Annotated in this window: 15 protein-coding genes; 1 reads left to right on the forward strand and 14 read right to left on the reverse strand. The window is 72.3% G+C overall.

Annotated elements, in window-relative coordinates:
• Positions 1–42 precede the first annotated feature (42 nt).
• A complete protein-coding gene (locus tag QRN30_RS06985) occupies positions 43–798 on the reverse strand; it encodes a hypothetical protein (RefSeq protein ID WP_214563561.1) in 756 nt (251 codons plus the stop codon).
• A gap of 107 nt (positions 799–905) precedes the next feature.
• Here QRN30_RS06985 and QRN30_RS06990 point away from each other — a divergent pair, with 107 nt between their 5' ends.
• The gene (locus tag QRN30_RS06990; RefSeq protein WP_284760723.1) at positions 906–2,540 is read left to right on the forward strand and encodes a molybdopterin-dependent oxidoreductase; all 1,635 of its coding nucleotides are present in this window, start codon (positions 906–908) and stop codon (positions 2,538–2,540) included.
• A 407-nt stretch (positions 2,541–2,947) separates the two neighbouring features.
• Here QRN30_RS06990 and QRN30_RS06995 read toward each other — a convergent pair whose 3' ends face one another.
• The 13 genes from QRN30_RS06995 to QRN30_RS07055 form a co-directional block, all read right to left on the reverse strand.
• Positions 2,948–3,727, reverse strand: a complete 780-nt coding sequence (locus QRN30_RS06995; protein WP_308202492.1) for a putative protein N(5)-glutamine methyltransferase — start codon at positions 3,725–3,727, stop codon at positions 2,948–2,950.
• Positions 3,728–3,800: 73 nt separating this feature from the next.
• Positions 3,801–4,778 carry a ribose-phosphate diphosphokinase gene (locus tag QRN30_RS07000; RefSeq protein WP_017886775.1) on the reverse strand — a complete coding sequence of 326 codons (978 nt, stop codon included), beginning with the start codon at positions 4,776–4,778 and terminating at the stop codon, positions 3,801–3,803.
• 61 nt (positions 4,779–4,839) lie between these two features.
• Positions 4,840–6,267 (reverse strand): bifunctional UDP-N-acetylglucosamine diphosphorylase/glucosamine-1-phosphate N-acetyltransferase GlmU, encoded by a 1,428-nt coding sequence (gene glmU, locus QRN30_RS07005; protein WP_020381109.1) that lies wholly within the window; start codon positions 6,265–6,267, stop codon positions 4,840–4,842.
• Positions 6,268–6,428: 161 nt separating this feature from the next.
• Complete coding sequence (locus tag QRN30_RS07010) at positions 6,429–6,833, reverse strand: hypothetical protein (protein ID WP_139179749.1); 405 nt, start codon at positions 6,831–6,833, stop codon at positions 6,429–6,431.
• Between the two features lie 86 nt (positions 6,834–6,919).
• A complete protein-coding gene (locus QRN30_RS07015; RefSeq protein ID WP_284760724.1) occupies positions 6,920–8,800 on the reverse strand; it encodes an alpha/beta hydrolase in 1,881 nt (626 codons plus the stop codon).
• The gene (locus QRN30_RS07020; RefSeq protein ID WP_052481666.1) at positions 8,797–9,090 is read right to left on the reverse strand and encodes a hypothetical protein; all 294 of its coding nucleotides are present in this window, start codon (positions 9,088–9,090) and stop codon (positions 8,797–8,799) included. Before QRN30_RS07020 ends, QRN30_RS07015 begins: the two co-directional genes overlap by 4 nt.
• A 60-nt stretch (positions 9,091–9,150) precedes the next feature.
• Complete coding sequence (locus QRN30_RS07025) at positions 9,151–10,530, reverse strand: MFS transporter (protein WP_284760726.1); 1,380 nt, start codon at positions 10,528–10,530, stop codon at positions 9,151–9,153.
• 377 nt (positions 10,531–10,907) lie between these two features.
• Complete coding sequence (locus QRN30_RS07030; protein WP_071251663.1) at positions 10,908–11,939, reverse strand: NAD(P)-dependent alcohol dehydrogenase; 1,032 nt, start codon at positions 11,937–11,939, stop codon at positions 10,908–10,910.
• A complete protein-coding gene (locus QRN30_RS07035) occupies positions 11,936–13,252 on the reverse strand; it encodes an ROK family transcriptional regulator (protein WP_284760727.1) in 1,317 nt (438 codons plus the stop codon). Before QRN30_RS07035 ends, QRN30_RS07030 begins: the two co-directional genes overlap by 4 nt.
• Positions 13,253–13,436: 184 nt before the next feature.
• Complete coding sequence (locus tag QRN30_RS07040) at positions 13,437–14,486, reverse strand: sugar phosphate isomerase/epimerase family protein (RefSeq protein WP_042537748.1); 1,050 nt, start codon at positions 14,484–14,486, stop codon at positions 13,437–13,439.
• Positions 14,487–14,520: 34 nt separating this feature from the next.
• The gene (locus QRN30_RS07045) at positions 14,521–15,633 is read right to left on the reverse strand and encodes a Gfo/Idh/MocA family protein (RefSeq protein WP_284760729.1); all 1,113 of its coding nucleotides are present in this window, start codon (positions 15,631–15,633) and stop codon (positions 14,521–14,523) included.
• Positions 15,618–16,325, reverse strand: a complete 708-nt coding sequence (locus QRN30_RS07050) for a ThuA domain-containing protein (RefSeq protein WP_017886783.1) — start codon at positions 16,323–16,325, stop codon at positions 15,618–15,620. Before QRN30_RS07050 ends, QRN30_RS07045 begins: the two co-directional genes overlap by 16 nt.
• Positions 16,322–17,503: a Gfo/Idh/MocA family protein gene (locus QRN30_RS07055; protein ID WP_017886784.1), complete on the reverse strand. Its 1,182-nt coding sequence runs from the start codon at positions 17,501–17,503 to the stop codon at positions 16,322–16,324. The genes QRN30_RS07050 and QRN30_RS07055 overlap by 4 nt, the downstream gene beginning before the upstream one ends.
• Between the last annotated feature and the right edge of the window lie 60 nt (positions 17,504–17,563).

A 17,563-nucleotide genomic window follows, 5' to 3' on the forward strand; every position in this document is an offset into this window, starting at 1 on the left:
GCAGCACGGAGGGCCTCGCCGAACGCGGGGCCCTTCGTCGCATCAGGCGACGATGCGCTCCCGTGCCAGGTCGGCGACGAGCCGGTCCAGCCGCGGACCACGCCCGAGCAGCCGCCGCGAACCCGGTGCAGTCCGGACGAAGAAGGTCGCGACGGCCGGGGTGTCGTCCGGCCGCACGTGGTGGATCGCCACCGCACAGGCTCGGCGAGCACCGTCCGAGCCGCCAGCGCGACCCGAGCCACCCGAGCGGCGCGAGGCACCCGAGCCGTCTGTCCGTTCCGGCACGTCCTCGAGCCCGACGTGCACGACCCGACTCCACCGGATCACGAGCAGCCGGGTCGCCCGCCGTTCGTCGAGTTCCCACAGGGAGGCCTCGGTGGCGCCGAAGGCCCACGTCACGCGCGAACCGAGGTGGGTGTCCGGACGGACTTCGTCGATGACGCCGCGGAGTTCGGGCGTCGGCGCCGCCGGCACCAGCCACACCGTCGGGTCGATCCGACGGATGGCGAGCGCGAGCGCCTCGTCCGCCTGTCGCCGCCGTGCCGTCGCGGTCCGCACCACCGCGATCACGATGACCACGACACCGAGTCCGATCGCACCGAACTCGACGATGCCGTACCAGGACAGGTCGACGCCGGGTGCCGTCGAGACGACGACGATCCGGGTGATCAGGAGGGCAAGCCAGACGGCGACGATGACCCAGCGCAGGGTGGCGAGTCGACGTGCCGGCGACATCGGTGTCCGCCCGGCGCCGCGGGCACGACCGGACCGCGGGACACCATCAGGACGCTGCAGCACGGTCCGATCCTCCCACGAGGCGCGCGCCACCTGCTGGCCGGACCCGGTGAACGCGCGGGGAAGCCCGCACACAGCCCACGAGCGGCCTGACGACCTACGCTCGGGCGGTGACCACCGAGACGACGGACGAACCGATCGGCCGACCGACGGCGGATCCGTCCTCCGGGACGCGCGGGCCCGATGCACCTCCGACCCGACGTTGGACGCTGATCGCCGCGATCGTCGGCGTCGTGGCCGCCGCCGCGTTCCTCGGTGTCGCCGAGTTCGGCGCACTGCTGCTCGGCGGGGCGGGCAGCCCCCTGGTCGCCGTCGGTTCAGCGGTCATCGACCTCGCTCCCCCGGGTGCGAAGGACTTCATGGTCGCCGTGTTCGGCACGGGGGACAAGGTCGCCCTGTTCGTGCTCATGACGGTGATCGTCATCGCGATCAGTGCCGGTGCCGGAGTCGTCGAGCGCGCACGCCCGCCCTTCGGTGCGCTCGTGTTCGCCGCCGGTGGCGTGCTGGCGCTGTTGGCCGTCAGCACCCGCTCGGGCAGCGGGAGCCTGGACGGCGCCCCGACGGTCCTCGGGATCGCCGCGGCCGTGGTCGTCCTGCGCCTGCTGCTCCAGCGGCTGCGACGGTGGGAAGCAGCGGCTGCCGTGCCGTCAGCGTCCCCGCGACCCGCCTCGGCGGAGCGCCGGACGTTCTTGATCTGGGGCGTCGCGACGGCGACCCTCGCGGTCGTGGTGGGCACCGCCTCCCGGCTGGGGTCGTCCGCGATGCAGGCGGCCGCTGCTGCCCGGCGGGCCATCCGGCTGCCCGCGGCGGCGACCGACGCACCGGCGGTCCCCGCCGGTGCGTCGCTCGACGTCGACGGCATCACCCCGTACATCACGCCGAACGCTGACTTCTACCGGATCGACACGGCCCTGCGCGTGCCCATGGTCGACCCCGCCGACTGGTCGCTCCGGATCCACGGCGCGGTGGAGAACGAGATCACGCTGACGTGGGACGAGCTGCTCGCCCTGCCGCTCGAGGAGCACGTCGCCACGCTGAGCTGCGTGTCGAACGAGGTCGGCGGTGACCTCATCGGGACGGCCCGCTGGCTGGGCTACCCGATCCGCGAACTCCTCGCCCGGGCCCGTCCGACGGGCGACGCCGACATGGTGCTCTCACGGAGCATCGACGGGTTCTCCGCCGGCACCCCGCTCGACGTGCTGCAGGACGACGGCACCGCGGCGCTCCTCGCGGTCGGGATGAACGGCGAACCCCTGCCGACCGAGCACGGGTTCCCCGTGCGGATGGTCGTGCCGGGGCTGTTCGGGTACGTCTCGGCGACGAAGTGGGTCACCGAGCTCGAGGTCACCCGCTTCGCCGACGCGCAGGGCTACTGGACCCCGCGCGGCTGGTCGGAGCGTGGCCCGGTCAAGCTCGAGTCGCGCATCGACACCCCGCGGAACGGGTCGACCGTGACCGCGGGCAAGCCGGTGGCGATCGCCGGGGTCGCGTGGCAGCCGCACAAGGGCGTGAAGGCCGTCGAGGTCCGCGTCGGAGGCGGCGAATGGCAGCGCGCCGAACTCGCCGACTCGGTCTCCGCGGACACCTGGCGGCAGTGGGTGGTGCGGTGGACGCCGACCTCCGGCTCGCACCGCATCGAGGTGCGCGCGACCAGTGCGGACGGCGAGGTGCAGACGAGCGTGGACCGGCCGCCGGCGCCGAACGGGGCGACGGGCTGGCACACGGTGACGGTCGACGCGCGCTGACGCTCCAGCAGCGGAGTCGCAGGGTCGCGGGGTCGCGGGACACGCCCGCTGAGGTCCGCCGAGGGTGCAGGAAACGTCGGTTCGCGGACGCGCAGGCGACACTTCGTGCCACCCCGGCGAACCTGAGCGGCATGTCGTGACCACTGGCCGCAGGCGTGCTCCGGTCACCCGACGGCCTGGAGGACCGGTGCCGGCCCGCTCCGCCCCTCACTCCGGTCGCGTGACACGCCACATGCGTCGCGCCGGGGGTGCAGGAAGCGTCCGTTCGCGGACGCGCAGGCGACACTTCGTGCCGCCTCGGCGAACCTGAGCGGCATGTCGTGACCACTGGCCGCAGGGGCCGGGCGCCGGGCACCGAGCACCGGGCACCGGGCACCGGGCACCGGGCACCGGCGGGCAGGGTGCGGTCAGGCGGGCAGGGTCGCGACGATGCAGGTGCCGTCGACCTCGGCGTCCCGCTCGACGGCGGTGGTGAAGCCGGCGGCCGCGAACGCAGCGGCGGACGCCTCGGCCTGGGCTTCGGACACCTCGATGACGACCGCGCCACCGGGCCGGAGCCACTCCCCCGCGCTCGCGGCGATCCGACGGTGCAGGTCGAGACCGTCCGCACCACCGTCGAGGGCGATGCGGTGCTCGTGTTCCCGGGCCTCGGTCGGCATCAACGCGATCGAGGCCGTCGGCACGTACGGGGCGTTCACCGCGATGACCGTCACGGCCCCGCGGAACCGCTCGGGCAACGGCGCGAACAGATCGCCTGCGACGACGATGCCGCGGTCGCCGATGTTCTCGGCCGCGACGTCGACGGCATCCGGGTCGATGTCGGTGGCGACGAGGTCGAGCGCGCCGACGCGTCCGAACAGGGCGACCGAGATCGCACCCGCGCCGCAGCACAGGTCGACCACGCGGTCGTAGCGCTGCAGCCGACGCGCAGCCTGCTCGACGACGAGGGTGGTGCGGGCGCGCGGCACGAAGACCCCGGGGGTCACCCGGATGCGGTGCCCATCGAAGGCGGCCCAGCCGAGCACGTACTCGAGCGGCTCACCGGCCAGCCGACGCTGCACGAGGGTGCGGAGTCGCACCGGCTCACCGTCACCGGCCTCGAGCAGCAGGTCGGCTTCATCCTCGGCGAAGACGCTCCCCGCGGCCCGGAGCCGGGCCGCGAGGGCGTCACGCGCGGGATGGGTCACCACGGGCAGCGGGACACGTCACGTCGCGGAGATGGTCCTGCGCCGTGCGCTGTGCCCATGGGTCGACGGCTCGCTACGCTGCGCCGTCGAACATCGACGTCACGGAACCATCGTCGAAGACCTCGTGGATGGCACGGGCGATGAGCGGCGCGATCGGCAGCACCTCGAGGCGGTCCCAGCGCTTGTCCATCGGCAGGGGCAGGGTGTCCGTCACGACCACGCGGTCGATGAACTCGCTCTGCAGCAGCTCGGTGGCGGGGTCGGAGAACACGGCGTGGGTCGCGGCGACGACGACACCCGTGGCGCCGGCGTCCTTGAGCGCCTCGGCAGCCTTCGCGATCGTGCGGCCGGTGTCGATCAGGTCGTCGACGAGCAGGCAGACGCGACCGCTGACGTCACCGACGATCTCGTGCACCGAGACCTGGTTCGGCACGAGCGGGTCGCGACGCTTGTGGATGATGGCGAGCGGCGCGCCGAGCTTCTCGGACCAGATGTCGGCGACACGGACGCGGCCCATGTCCGGCGACACGACGGTGAGCGTCTTCGGGTCGAGGATCTGGCGGAAGCGCTCGAGCAGCACCGGCATCGCGAACAGGTGGTCGACGGGGCCGTCGAAGAAGCCCTGGATCTGCGCAGCGTGCAGGTCGACGCTCATGATGCGGTGCGCGCCGGCAGCCTTGAACAGGTCGGCGACGAGGCGGGCCGAGATCGGCTCGCGGCCGCGGCCCTTCTTGTCCTGGCGGGCGTAGGGGTAGAACGGCGCCACGACGGTGATGCGCTTCGCCGAGGCACGCTTCAGGGCATCGACCATGATGAGCTGCTCCATGAGCCACTCGTTGATCGGCGCGGTGTGCGACTGGATGACGAAGGCGTCGCAGCCACGGACCGACTCGTCGAAGCGGGCGTACAGCTCACCGTTCGCGAACGTCCGTGCATCGGTCGGCACGAGGTCGACCCCGAGCTCCTCCGCGATCTCGGCAGAGAGCGCCGGGTGTGCTCGCCCCGAGACGAGGACGAGTCGTTTCTGGCCGGTTGTCTTGATTCCGGACAAGTGCGGTGCTCACTCCCTGACCCACGAGGGGTCGATGTCGGCGACGGGTGGTCGCCAGGATCTATTCGCCGTTCGCGAGCCGAGCAGCCTCGGCCGCCGGTGTGCCGGGTCGGTGTTCCTCGACCCATCCGTCGGTGTTGCGCTGTGGGGCGTAGCTGATCGCGAGCGATCCTGCCGGAACGTCCTTGCGGACGGTGGTCCCGGCGCCGGTGTACGCACCGTCACCAATCCTAACGGGGGCGACGAACACGTTGTGCGAGCCTGTACGGACGTTCGAGCCGACCTCGGTTCGGTGCTTGTGCACGCCGTCGTAGTTCGCGGTGATGGTGTTCGCGCCGATGTTCGAGTCCTCGCCCACCTCGGCGTCGCCGATGTAGGACAGGTGCGGGACCTTGCTGCCGCGACCGATCCGGGCGTTCTTCGTCTCGACGAAGGTGCCGATCTTGCCGTCGTCGCCGAGGATCGTGCCGGGCCGCAGGTAGGCGAACGGGCCGACCGAGGCGCCGTCCCCGATCACCGCGAGGGTGGCGTCGACGCGGTTGACCGTGGCGCGGGCACCGACCTCGGTGTCGCGCAGCGTGGTGTCCGGACCGACGACGGCACCGGCGGCAATCGCGGTGGCGCCGATGAGCTGGGTGCCGGGCAGGACTTCGGCGTCGGGCTCGATGGTGACGTCGAGGTCGATCCAGGTGGTCGCCGGGTCCTGCACGGTGACACCGGCGAGCTGGTGGCCGCGGACGATGCGGGCGTTGAGCTCGCGCGCGGCGTCGGAGAGCTGCGCACGGTCGTTGATGCCGGCGACGAGCCACGGGTCGGTCAGGGTGACGACGTCGATGCGCCCGCCGCGCTCACTGATCAGCGCGGGGGCGTCGGTGATGTACTTCTCGCCCTGCGCGTTCGCCGTGGTGAGCGACGGCAGGACCGCCCGCAACCGCGCGACGTCGAACGCGTAGATGCCCGCGTTCGCCTCGGTGATGGCCAGCTGTTCGGCCGTCGCGTCCTTGTGCTCGACGACGCTGACGAAGGCGCCGGCGTCATCACGCACGATCCGTCCGAGGCCCGTCGGGTCGGGGGCGATCGCGCTGACGAAGGTCGCCCCGTTGGCGGCACCGACGTGGGCGTCGACGAGCAGGCGGAGCGACGCCGCGTCGAGCAGCGGCACGTCGCCGGAGAGCACGACGACGGCACCGTCGAAGTCGGCGGGCAGGGCGTCGACCGCCACCTCGACCGCACGGCCGGTGCCGGGGATGGCGTCCTGGTCGACGATGATCGCGTCAGGGGCGCGCTCGACGACCTCGGCCGCGACACGATCACGCTCGTGCCGCACGACCACGGCGACGTGCTCGGGGCTGAGCGACGACGCCGTGCGCAGCACGTGCCCGATGAGCGGCAGCCCGGCGAGCCGGTGCAGCACCTTGGGCGTGGACGACTTCATGCGCGTGCCCTGCCCGGCGGCGAGGACGACGACGGCGATGCGCTGGTCGGTCATGGACCCATCCTGGCGCACCCGAGCCCGTGGCGTCCGACGCGAGCACGGTCCTGTGCCCAACCGTGCGCACAACCGCAGCCTGTGGACGGACCGGCACCGTGCCTCCTGGCAGCGCTCGCGCCCAGCAGCCGAGTCCGGTGGCTCAGCCGAGTCCTGGTGGCTCAGCCGAGGTCGGCGGCGTTCCCGGTGCCGCACCGCGACACACCACTCATGCTCGACTTCGTCGTCGCCGCGCCGAACTGGATGCGCTCGACGTCCCCGCCGCTCCCGTTCACCAGGTACCGCTTTGCCCCGGAGGTCATCCGGTCCGTCGAGTACTCCACGGTGAGCCCGTCCGCAGACCACGCCGTGCCCACCGACTTCGTCACGGCCTCGGGGTCCGCGACCCCCGCGCCGGTGCGGACGACGTTGTACAGTGCGCCGGTCGAGCCGTCGGCGAGCACACAGTCCTGCGCGTACTCCTCGGACCGATCGGCGTCCCAGTCCACGCCGGAACGCTTCATCGTCGAGTCGACGTACGCCACCGCGAGCTCCCGCTGGTGCTCCGCCGTCGGTGCTGCGCTCATGCTGTTCTCCTTGTTCGGGGTTCCCGCCGCACAGCCCGCGAGCATCGTGACGAGCATCACCAGGCCGATCATCGCCGGTCGTCGGTTCACAGAGACGGTCCCATCATGTTGTCGAGCAGCATCTGGTCGTGCTCGCTCACACCAGCATCGTCCGCCGGGGTCATCCCCGTGCCGTCGGCGACGGTCGCCCTGGCGACGTTGTTCAAGGATTCGGTGCCGAGGTCGAAGTACCCGTCGCCACCGCCGTACCCGATCGGGTCGTGCATGGTGACGCCGGCGCCCTCTGACGGGTCCCCGCCGTTGGTCCCGAACGTGGTGGCCCCGAACGACGAGTCCATCGGGTTCTCCCGTCCGCTGCCGAGTCGGCCCAACCACGCCCACTGGTCGCGCGGGTTGTCGGCCGGGTCCTTCGTCGGCAGGCCGGACGATCCCTGTCCCGCGTAGACGTGGTCGGCGTCGATGCCCGCTGCACCACCGACGTCGCCCTCGATCCCCGCCGACGCGACGCTCACGAAGTTGTCGACGTGGACGCCCTTGCCGTGCAGGGTGTCTGCTGCGGTCGTCGTGCCGTACGAGTGCGCCACGACGTTGAGGGTGGGTGGATCGGATCGAGATGCCTGGAACCCGAGCAGATCATCCGCGAGGCGGTCGGCACCGACTCGCGCCGCGTCCCCGTGCAGGACGCCCAAGGTCGTCGGCCCGCTCGGCACGGGCGGCGGCTCGTAGTTGATCCACGCGACCACCGCGTGGCTGCCACCCGAATCCTCGAGGTCCTCCTGCGTCTGCCAGAGGTTCTGCGCCGCCGTGGTCCACCCCGACATGTCCTTCGTCGTCGTTCCCATGCCCGGCACCATGTAGGAGACGTTCGACGCCGTGTCGACGTCCCCCACGGCGACCGCGGCGAGCGGTGGTTCGTGTCCGGTGTCCAGGGTCAGCAGGGTGCGACCGGGCTCCTTGCTCGAAGCGAGGGTCTTCTCGATGTTGCGGTAGGCGTCCAGGTCGGCCTGCGCCGCGTCGATGGACATGTCCGCTGACTGGGACGCCGGCCACCCGAGTCCCTCCCGCCGCTCCTTCGCGTCGGCGAGGTCCTGCTCCGCCTGCGCCGTCGCGGTCACGAGGGTCATCCGGTTCGCCCGGTCCTGCGCCCAGGCGGGCAGCCCGCTGAGGTTCCCGACGACCGCGGGCAGCAGACCGATCAGGGCGTCTTGCGCTGCCGTGTGGTCTGCGCCCGTGGTGTCCTGTCCACCGCCGAGTGCTTTCCAGAGCGCCGCGACGTCCTCCGGGGACATCTCACCGAGGCGGTCGGCGAGGTTCCGGTCGAGCATCAAGAGCGCGCCGAGCTCGGTCGGCGACAACGACGCGAGGGTGCTCGCCAGGTCCGCGTCGGACAGGCCCACGCCACGACCGTCGATGCTCCCCAACCGCCCGAGGGTCTCCGGCCCCGTGATCACACGGAGCAGGGCGGCGTCCGCAGCTGCGCGGTCGAGCACGAGCTGGTCCCACTGCGCATCGAGCGCCGACGACTGGTCGGCGTTCTCCGTGACCGCCCGTTGTGCGTTCGAGAGGCTCGTGGCGTCCGCCTCGGTCGCGCCGTCCGCCTTCGCCGCTCGCTCGAGCGCCGGCATCGCGGACTGTTGGGCGGCGACCGCGATCGCCAGCGTCGCGCGCTGCAGGCGGATGGTGTCCGCGTCGTCCTTGATCCGCTGGACGTCCTTCGCGTACTGGTCGAAGGCGTCGCCCGCCGCGTCGAACAGGGCGACCAGCCCCGTGGCACTCGGGCGCATGTCGTCGAGCAGGGCCGCGAACCGCGTCTGGGCCTCCCCCTTCCACGACGGCGAGGCAGTGACGTCCGACGCCGCGCCGATCTTCGCGAGTGCGTCCTGCACCGCGTCGGCGCGGTCGTGCCAGTGCCCGGCGAGCGCGGTGATGCCGGCCGGATCGCCGACGTCGGGCTCTTCGCCGCTCACTTGCCGTCCGCCTTCGCGGCGAGTGCTGCTTCCTCTGCATCGACCTGCAGACCGAGGTCGTGGGGGAACGTCGCGGCTTGCTCGAGCGCGGAGTCGACGGCATCGATCATGCCCTGGTGTGCCAGGGAGAGACCCGCCGTCCGGCTGATGACCTCGGATACGCCCAGGCACGCGGTGCTCTGTCCGGTGAACCGGTCGGTGTCCGCACCGAGCGCGGTGCGGGCGTCGGTGAGCGCGGTCGCGACCGACGCGAGTGTCTCCGACTCGATCCTGAGTTCTGACGCCCCCATGACGGTCCCCCCATCGTTCCGGCTGTCCGACGGTGACGATAGCAGCAGCGGATGTCGCTGTCAGCCCTGCACCTGCGGCTCTCGCTTGACGAACGCCATGAGCACCAGCCCGGCGATGAGCACGACGACCACGCCGAGGATCCCGAACCGGGTGGACCCACCGACCGTCACCGCGACGCCGAACAGCGCCGGCGCGAGGAACGACGCGGCGCGGCCGGTGGTGGCGTAGAGGCCGAAGAGCTCGCCTTCGCGGCCGGGGGTCGTCAACCGCGTCAGGTGGGCACGCGACGACGACTGCACCGGGCCGACGAACACCGCGAGGGTCAGCCCGAGCACCCAGAACCACTGCGTCTCGTTGCCGGCGGCGAAGACCCCGACCCCGCAGACGGCGAGTGCGACGAGCGAGACCATGATGAGCGCACGCGACCCGAACCGGTCGTCGAGGCGTCCGGAGACGAACGTCGCGATGCCGGCCACGACGTTCGCGGCGATGGCGAACAGGATGACCTGGGACGGCGTGAACCCGAACACCTGGGCGGCGACGATCCCGCCGAACGTGAAGACGGCACCGACGCCGTCGCGGAACACCGCGCTGGCGAGCAGGAACGCCAGGACGTTGCGCCGCTCGCGCCAGAGCCGGGCGATGTCGCGACCGAGGTCCGCGTAGGCGCCGAACACGCCACCGCCGCGGGTGCGGTCCGGCACTGCCTCGGGCACGGTGAGGAACAGCGGGATCGAGCTGACGGCCAGCCAGACGGCGGCGATGCCGATCGCGACGCGGACGTCCCACTGCCCGGTGGCGACGGTCGCCGGCAGCTGCAGGAGCCCGCCGACGACCCCGTCGCCCCGGAAGTCCTGGATGCAGAGCACGAGCAGCAGCACGAGCAGCACGATCCCGCCGAAGTACCCAGCCGCCCACCCGATGGCGGACACCCGGCCGGTGCGTTCCCCGGAGGCGACCTGCCCGAGCATGGCGTTGTACCCGACGGTCGCGATCTCGTAGGCCACGGTGCCGATGCCGAGCAGGGCTGCGCCGAGGAACAGGTACGGCTGGCTCGGCGCGACGAAGACCATGCCGCCGATCGACAGCGCGACACCGATCGTGGCGATGAGGACGGAGCGACGGCGGTGTCCGGACGAGTCCGCGAGCCGCCCCATGGCCGGGGCCACGAGCGCGACGACGATGCCCGCGATGGTCAGTGCGGTGGACACGACGGCGGCGTTGTGCGCGAGCTCCCGCTCCACGATCGCCTTGCCCGCCACCGACGTGTCGCCGACGAGCGCCGGGTCCACGAACGCCCGGCTCGCCAGGTACGTGCTGAACACGAAGGTGGTGACGACCGCGTTGAACGCGGCCGACCCCCAGTCCCAGAGCGCCCAGGAGACGAGCGCGCGCCGGTCGGTGCGCTGCGGCACGACGGCGGCCGGTGAAGCGGTCATGCGCGAACCGTAGCGCGTCCCGGTGACGCGGCGGTGGCCCCGTTCCGGGTCACGTGCGGGACGGGAGGCACGGGGCGGCCCGGCGCCGCGCCTCCCGTCCGCACCGTGCCCGCGTCGTCACCCGGTGCGGGCTTCCACGCACCGTGCCCGGCCGCAACACCGCACCAAGCACGCAACGCGGCCCGGCCGGGCCGGGCCGAGCCGGCGAAGCCTGCACCGTGCCGGACGGGAGGCACGTCGCGGCCCGGCCCCGCGCCTCCCGTCCGCACCGTGCCCACGTCGTCACCCGGTGCGCGCTTCCACGCACCGTGCCCGGCCGCAACGCCGCACCGGGCACGCAACGCGGCCCGAGCCAGCGAAGCCCGCACCGTGCCGGCTCAGGCCGGGACGCCGCCGGGGTAGACGACGGACTTGAGCGACTCCGGGTCGGTGTCGCTCTCGAGAGCCTCGCGGACGTCGTCGAGCCCGAACCGGCCGGTGACGAGCGAGTCGAGGTCGACCTGCCCGGACGCGACCAGCTGGATCGCCACCGGCCACGTGTTCGTGTACCGGAAGATCCCGGTGACCGTGACCTCGAGGTTCTGGATGTGCTCGACCGGCAGGGTCATCTCGGAGTTGCCGAGCCCGACCAGCACCGCGGCACCCGCCGGACCGACCGCCTTGATGCCGTCCGAGACCGCACGGGGCGCCCCGCTGGCGTCGATGAACGCGTCGACGGGGACGATGTCGGACGCGACGGACACGGCGGTGGGGTCGACGACTTCGGTGGCGCCGTACTCCAGGGCCCGCGCACGGCGCTCCGGGACCAGGTCGCTGACGACGATGCGCGATGCACCGAATGCCTTCGCGACCTGCGCGCAGATGATGCCGATCGGACCGGCACCGGCGATGAGCACCGACGAACCGGGCACGATGCCGGCCTTGCGGACGGCGGCGATGCCGACCGACAGGGGCTCGAGGAGCGCACCGGCCTCGAACGACACGGAGTCGGGCAGGACGTGCGCGAACTCGGACTCGATCGTGACCAACTCGGTGAAGGCGCCGTCGACCGGCGGCGTCGCGTAGAAGCGCATGTGCGGGCAGAGGTTGTAGCGACCGGCCAGGCACTGCGCGCAGCGGTGGCAGGGGCGCTGCGGCTCTATGGCCACGCGCTCCCCCACACGGGACGGGTCGACGCCCTCGCCGACCGCCTCGATCGTGCCGGAGAGTTCGTGGCCGAGGACGAGGGGTTCCTCGACGACGAAGTCGCCGATGCGGCCGTGGCGGTAGTAGTGCACGTCGGAGCCGCAGACGCCCACGGCGGCGACCCGGACGAGCACGTCGCCGGCGTCGACGGCGGGGACGGGGCGGTCCTCGACGGTGAGGTCCTGGGTGCCGAGCAGGACACTGGTGCGCTGGGTGGAGGTCATGCGGTTCTCGCTTCCTCGGCCGCGTCGTCGCGGCCGGACGTGAGGGTGGTGGAGGGGGCGGCGGCGGATGCCGCGGGCGTGGTGGCCGTGGTCGCCGCGGTCGCCGCGGGCGCCGCGGTGGCCGGTCTGAGCCGCGCTGCCGTCGGGTCGCGCAGCAGATCACGGAACCCGAGTTCAGCAGCGCCTCGGAGCAGGACATCGGCACCGAGCGCCGCCGGTGCGATGCGCAGCCGCTCGGTCACGGCAGCCATCGACTGGGCCCGGACCTCGGCCTCGATGCGGTTCCCGACGTGGCCGAGGAGCACTCCGAGGAACCCACCGAGGACGACCACCTCGGGGTTGACGGTGTGGATGGCATTGCGGAGTGCGGTCGCGAGGGCCGTGACCTGGCGGTCGACCACCCGCTCGACCTCGGGACGGCGCTGCGCGAGCGCCGCGGCGAGCGCTGACGGGTCGTCCGAGGCGACGCCGGCGGCAGCGACCAGGGCATCACGCGACGCCTCGGTCTCGAGACACCCGACAGCACCGCAGTGACAACGGACACCGTTCGCTGCGACGAAGGTGTGACCGAGCTCGCCGGCGTACCCGTCCGCACCGCTGAGGGGCCGAGCGGCACTGATGACGCCGCCGCCGATACCGCTCGCGCCACCGTTGAGGTAGATCAGGTCGTCGACTCCGCGGCCACTGCCGTACAGCCGCTCCGCCCAGGCGCCGGAGTTCGCGTCGTTCGCGGCCCGGACCGGCAGACCGGTGCGCTCGGCGAGGGGACGGGCGATCGGTTCGTCGTGCCAGCCGAGGTGCGGCGCGTAGCGGACCACGCCGTCCTCGACCCGCACGGTCCCGGGGACCGCGACACCGATTCCGGCGATCCGCGTGGGCGGGCCTTCCCCGGCGATCAACTCGTCCAGGAGTCCGGCGATGGTCTCGACCGCCTCGGCAGCGGTCGGGGCGCTCTCGCTCGCCGCCACCGCGCGGGTGCGCACGCTGCCGTCGAGTCCGACGAGTGCGACGGTCACGGCGTCCACCTCGACCGTGACGGCGACCGCGACCACCTCGGCCGAGGCACGGACCACCGGGCTCGGGCGGCCGACGCCAGCACTCGTGCTGCCGGTCCCGGGCACGTCCTCGTGCACCAGCCCGAGTTCGACCAGTTCGCCGACGAGCGTGAGCGTGGTTGAGCGGTTGAGTCCGGTGCGGCGGGTGAGCTCGGCGCGGGTGATCGGACCGTCCTCGTGCGCCAGGCGGAGGACACGTGCGGCGTTGCGCAGCGCCGGGGTCTGCGCGACACCGGGTGCTGCAGCTGTACGTGCCATCGGGTCCTCTCGGTCGGTCCTTGCTTGCTTGCTTGCTTGCCCATCTTCGCGTGCTCGGTCCTTCCCAGAACGCCTGCGATGGAGAGCGGGATCGGGCGTACCTGGTCGAAACGAACGACCAGGTGTGCCCGGATTCAGCAGGTACGCGCGGAAGCGGTGGGGCGTTCGAACGCAGGCGGCCCGGTCAGCGCGACTGCGAGAACGCGGCGTCGAACGACGCCTCCGGCGGCGCGATGGTGCCGAGCCGCCGTACGAACGCCAGCGCCTCGGGCCCGCCGACGAGGCGGTCCATGCCGGCGTCCTCCCACTCGACGCTGGTCGGGCCGGCGTACCCGATGTGGTTCAGCACGCGGAACACCCGCTCCCACGGCACGTCCCCGTGGCCGGCGGTGACGAAGTCCCACCCGCGCCGGGGGTCGCCCCACGGCAGGTGCGACCCGAGCCGGCCGTTGCGACCGTCGAGCTGCTTCACCGACTCCTTGCAGTGCACGTGGTACACCCGGTCGGCGAAGTCGAGCAGGAACGCGGCGGGGTCCAGGTCCTGCCAGACGAAGTGGGACGGGTCGAAGTTGAACCCGAACGCCGGGCGGTCCTGGAACACCTCGAGCGTGCGCTTCGCGGTCCAGTAGTCGTAGGCGATCTCGGACGGGTGCACCTCGAGCGCGAACCGGACCCCGACCTCCTCGAAGACGTCGAGGATCGGTGACCAGCGGTCGTGGAAGTCCTGGTACCCGGCGTCGATCATCGCCGGCGGCACGGGCGGGAACCCGGCGACGGTCTTCCAGATCGACGAGCCGGAGAACCCGGTGACGGTGTCCACCCCGAGCGCGGCGGCGGCACGGGCGGTCCACTGCAGTTCCTCGGCCGCACGCTGCCGCACGCCCTCGGGATCGCCGTCGCCCCACACGTGCGGCGGCACGATGTCCTCGTGCCGCTGGTCGATCGGGTCGTCGCACACGGCCTGGCCGACCAGGTGGTTGGCGATCGTCCAGACCTGCAGCCCGTTGCGTTCCAGGATCGCCTTGCGCCCGGCGACGTACTCCGGGTCCGTCGCGGCGCGCCGGACGTCCAGGTGGTCACCCCAGCAGGCGATCTCCAGCCCGTCGTAGCCCCACTCCCCGGCGAGTCGGGCCACCTCTTCGAAGGGCAGGTCGGCCCACTGTCCGGTGAACAGGGTGACCGGCCGGGAGGCCCGGGTCGTGTCCGTCGTGTCGCTCGCGTCCGTCGTCGTCATCGTCGTCGTCCTTCTTCGCGGTGGTCGGGTTCCGTCACCAGGATCCGGGCGCGGACCCGGCCGGGACGGTGGCGGGTCGCTCGACGCGCGAGTGCACATCGACGACCGAGTGGTCTCGGGCGGCGGCGGAGACCGCCTCCATGACCTCGAGCACGTGGAACGCGAGGTCGCCGGAGGCCCGGTGCGGCCGGTCCGTCGCGATCGCGTGGGCCATGTCGGCGAGGCCGTAGCCGCGACCGGCGTCGGCGTACCCGGCGGCGACCGGCAGGTCGCGCCACGAACGGTCGTCGGCGGTGGCGATCGACACGGTGTCCGAGAACCGGTTCGGGTCCGGGACGCCCAGGGTGCCCGCGGTGCCGTACACCTCGAACAGCGGGGCGCGGGTGGCCCAGACCTCGAACGAGACGGTCACGGTGGAGACCACGCCGCCCTCGTGCTCGAGGATCGCGACGACGTGCGTGTCGATGTCGACCGGGATCGGGGTGCCGGCGTTCGGCCCCGTGGCGACTGTGCGCTCGCGGGTGGAGCGGGTCACGCTTCCGCTGACCCGGACGACGGGCCCGAAGAACGTGACGAGGCTGGTCAGGTAGTACGGCCCCATGTCGAGCAGCGGTCCGCCGCCGGGCTGGTAGTAGAAGGCCGGCGCGGGGTGCCAGCGTTCGTGCCCGGGGGCGCTCCAGGCGACGGCTGCGCCGACGGGGGTGCCGATCGCGCCGTCGTCGAGCGCGGCGCGCGCGGTCTGGACGCCGGTGCCGAGGACGGTGTCCGGGGCGCTGCCGACGCGCAGGCCGGCGGTGCGGGCGGCCTCGAGCACCGGTGCGGCCTCGGCGGTGGACATCGCGAGCGGCTTCTCGCCGTAGACGTGCTTGCCGGCGGCGAGTGCCCGGGTGGCGATGTCGGCGTGTGCGGCCGGGATCGTCAGGTTGAGCACCACGTCGACGTCGTCGGCGGCGAGCAGGTCGTCCACGGTGGTGCCGCGCACGCCCTGTGCCGCACCGACCTGCTGGGCACGGGCGACGTCGAGGTCGGCGACCGCGGCGAGCTCGAGTCCGGGCAGGGCCGGGAAGTGCTCGAAGTACTGCTGGCTGATGACCCCGACGCCGACGACACCGACGCGGAGCACCCCCTCGTTCAGCGTGCTGCCCACAGGAGTCCCCGTTCGATGATGGTGCGGAGTGGCTGCGACTCGACGACCTCGAGGCGGTGCCCTGGTGCGGAGACGAACACGCGGCCCTCGCCCCACTGCCGCGTCCAGATCGCCGGTGCGGTGACCGGTCGGTTCCAGGCGTCGAAGTCGCGCGCGTCCTGGGTGGTGGTCGCGAGGACGTCGTTGTACTCGTCGGACAGCACCCAGTACTGCTCGGTGACGAGGTCGAAGTCCTCGATGCCCTGCGTGATCGGGTGCTCGTGCCCGAGGTCGGTGATGTGCACCGTGTACGGGATGTAGTTGTCCGACTGTTCCCCGACGCGCTCGTCGGGGTGCTTGCCCGCGTGGTGGGCGAACTGGCCGCCGACCATGTGCAGGTAGTCGGCGGTGTTCCGGAACGCGTCCGCGATGCCGCCGTGCCAGCCGGCCAGTCCGGCGCCGCCCAGGACCGCGCGCTGCAGCCCGGCGAACTCGTCGTCGGCGATGGTCGACATCGTGACGACCTGCACGATCAGGTCGACCTCGTCCATGACGGCGGCGTCGGCGTAGACGGCCGTCGAGTCCGACACCCGGACCTCGAACCCGTTCTCCTGCAGGAACGGGATGAACAGGTCGGTGGTCTCGACGGGCTGGTGGCCGTCCCACCCGCCGCGGACGACGAGCGCCCGGCGGGTCTGCTCGGCGGCGCTCACGAGGTCGCCGTCCAGGTGCTGCCGGCGGCGGCGCTGCGTTCGACGGCGTCGAGGACCCGCTGCACGTGCAGGCCGTCGGCGAACGACGGTGACGGGTCGGTGCCGGTGGCGACGGCGTCGATGAAGTCCTTCACCTGGTGGCTGAAGGTGTGCTCGTACCCGATGAGGTGTCCGGTCGGCCACCACGCGGCCATGTAGGGGTGCTCGGGCTCGGTGACCAGGATGCGCCGGAAGCCCTGCTCCCCCGCAGGGGCGTTCGACTCGTACAACCGCAGCTCGTTCATCGCCTCGAGGTCGAACTGGATCGCGCCGTCGGAACCGCTGATCTCGAGCGTCAGGCCGTTCTTCCGCCCGGTCGCGTAGCGCGTCGCCTCGAAGGTGCCGATCGCACGGTCGGCCGCGCCGCCGCTGAGCCGTGCGGTGAAGAACGCGGCGTCGTCGACGGTGACCTGCCCGCGTTCGCTCGACGCGGTGCCGGAGAGCCCGACCCCCTCGGCCATCAACGGACGCTCGGTCACGAAGGTCTCGAGCGTGCCCGACACGGTGGCGAGCGACGAACCGGTGACGTGCTCGACCAGGTCGATGGCGTGCGCGCCGATGTCGCCGAGCGCACCGGAGCCCGCGAGCGACTTGTCGAGCCGCCAGGTCATCGGGCCGTCCTCGTCCGACAACCAGTCCTGCAGGTAGAGCGCGCGGACCTGGCGCACGGTGCCGATCCGGCCGTCCTGCACCAGCTGCCGGGCGAACGCGATCGCAGGCACGCGGCGGTAGCTGAACCCGACCATGGCGCGGACCCCGTGCGCCCGGGCTGCAGCGGCAGCGGCGGTCATCGCCTCGGCCTCGGCAACGGTGTTGGCGAGCGGCTTCTCGCACAGGACGTGCTTGCCGGCCTGGAGCGCGGCGATCGCGATCTCGACGTGCGAGGACCCCGGGGACACCACGTCGACCACGTCGATGTCCGGATCGGCGACGACGGCACGCCAGTCGGTGGACGCCGCCTGCCAGCCGTACCGCTGCCGGGCTGCCTCGGTGCGTTCGGGATCACGCCCGACGATCACCGCCATCTCCGGGTCGGCCCCGAGGTCGAAGAACCGGGGAGCGGTCCGCCACGCCTGTGAGTGTGCGGCTCCCATGAAGCCGTGCCCCACCATCGCGACCCGCAGTCGTTCCTGTGCCATCCGCTCGCTCCTTTGCGATCACGTGCTTGCCACAGCCAACACTACCGCTTATGTTGGGCG

It is taken from the genome of Curtobacterium sp. MEB011 (assembly GCF_030209655.1).
Lineage (GTDB): Bacteria > Actinomycetota > Actinomycetes > Actinomycetales > Microbacteriaceae > Curtobacterium > Curtobacterium poinsettiae.

Excerpts from the sequence above, each read along its gene's own strand:
- glmU (WP_020381109.1), bottom strand. The coding sequence starts at position 6,267 with ATGACCGACCAGCGCATCGCCGTCGTCGTCCTCGCCGCCGGGCAGGGC.
- QRN30_RS07020 (WP_052481666.1), bottom strand. The coding sequence starts at position 9,090 with ATGGGGGCGTCAGAACTCAGGATCGAGTCGGAGACACTCGCGTCGGTC.
- QRN30_RS07040 (WP_042537748.1), bottom strand. The coding sequence starts at position 14,486 with ATGACGACGACGGACGCGAGCGACACGACGGACACGACCCGGGCCTCC.
- QRN30_RS07035 (WP_284760727.1), bottom strand. The coding sequence starts at position 13,252 with ATGGCACGTACAGCTGCAGCACCCGGTGTCGCGCAGACCCCGGCGCTG.
- QRN30_RS07055 (WP_017886784.1), bottom strand. The coding sequence starts at position 17,503 with ATGGCACAGGAACGACTGCGGGTCGCGATGGTGGGGCACGGCTTCATG.
- QRN30_RS07010 (WP_139179749.1), bottom strand. The coding sequence starts at position 6,833 with ATGAGCGCAGCACCGACGGCGGAGCACCAGCGGGAGCTCGCGGTGGCG.
- QRN30_RS07025 (WP_284760726.1), bottom strand. The coding sequence starts at position 10,530 with ATGACCGCTTCACCGGCCGCCGTCGTGCCGCAGCGCACCGACCGGCGC.
- QRN30_RS07030 (WP_071251663.1), bottom strand. The coding sequence starts at position 11,939 with ATGACCTCCACCCAGCGCACCAGTGTCCTGCTCGGCACCCAGGACCTC.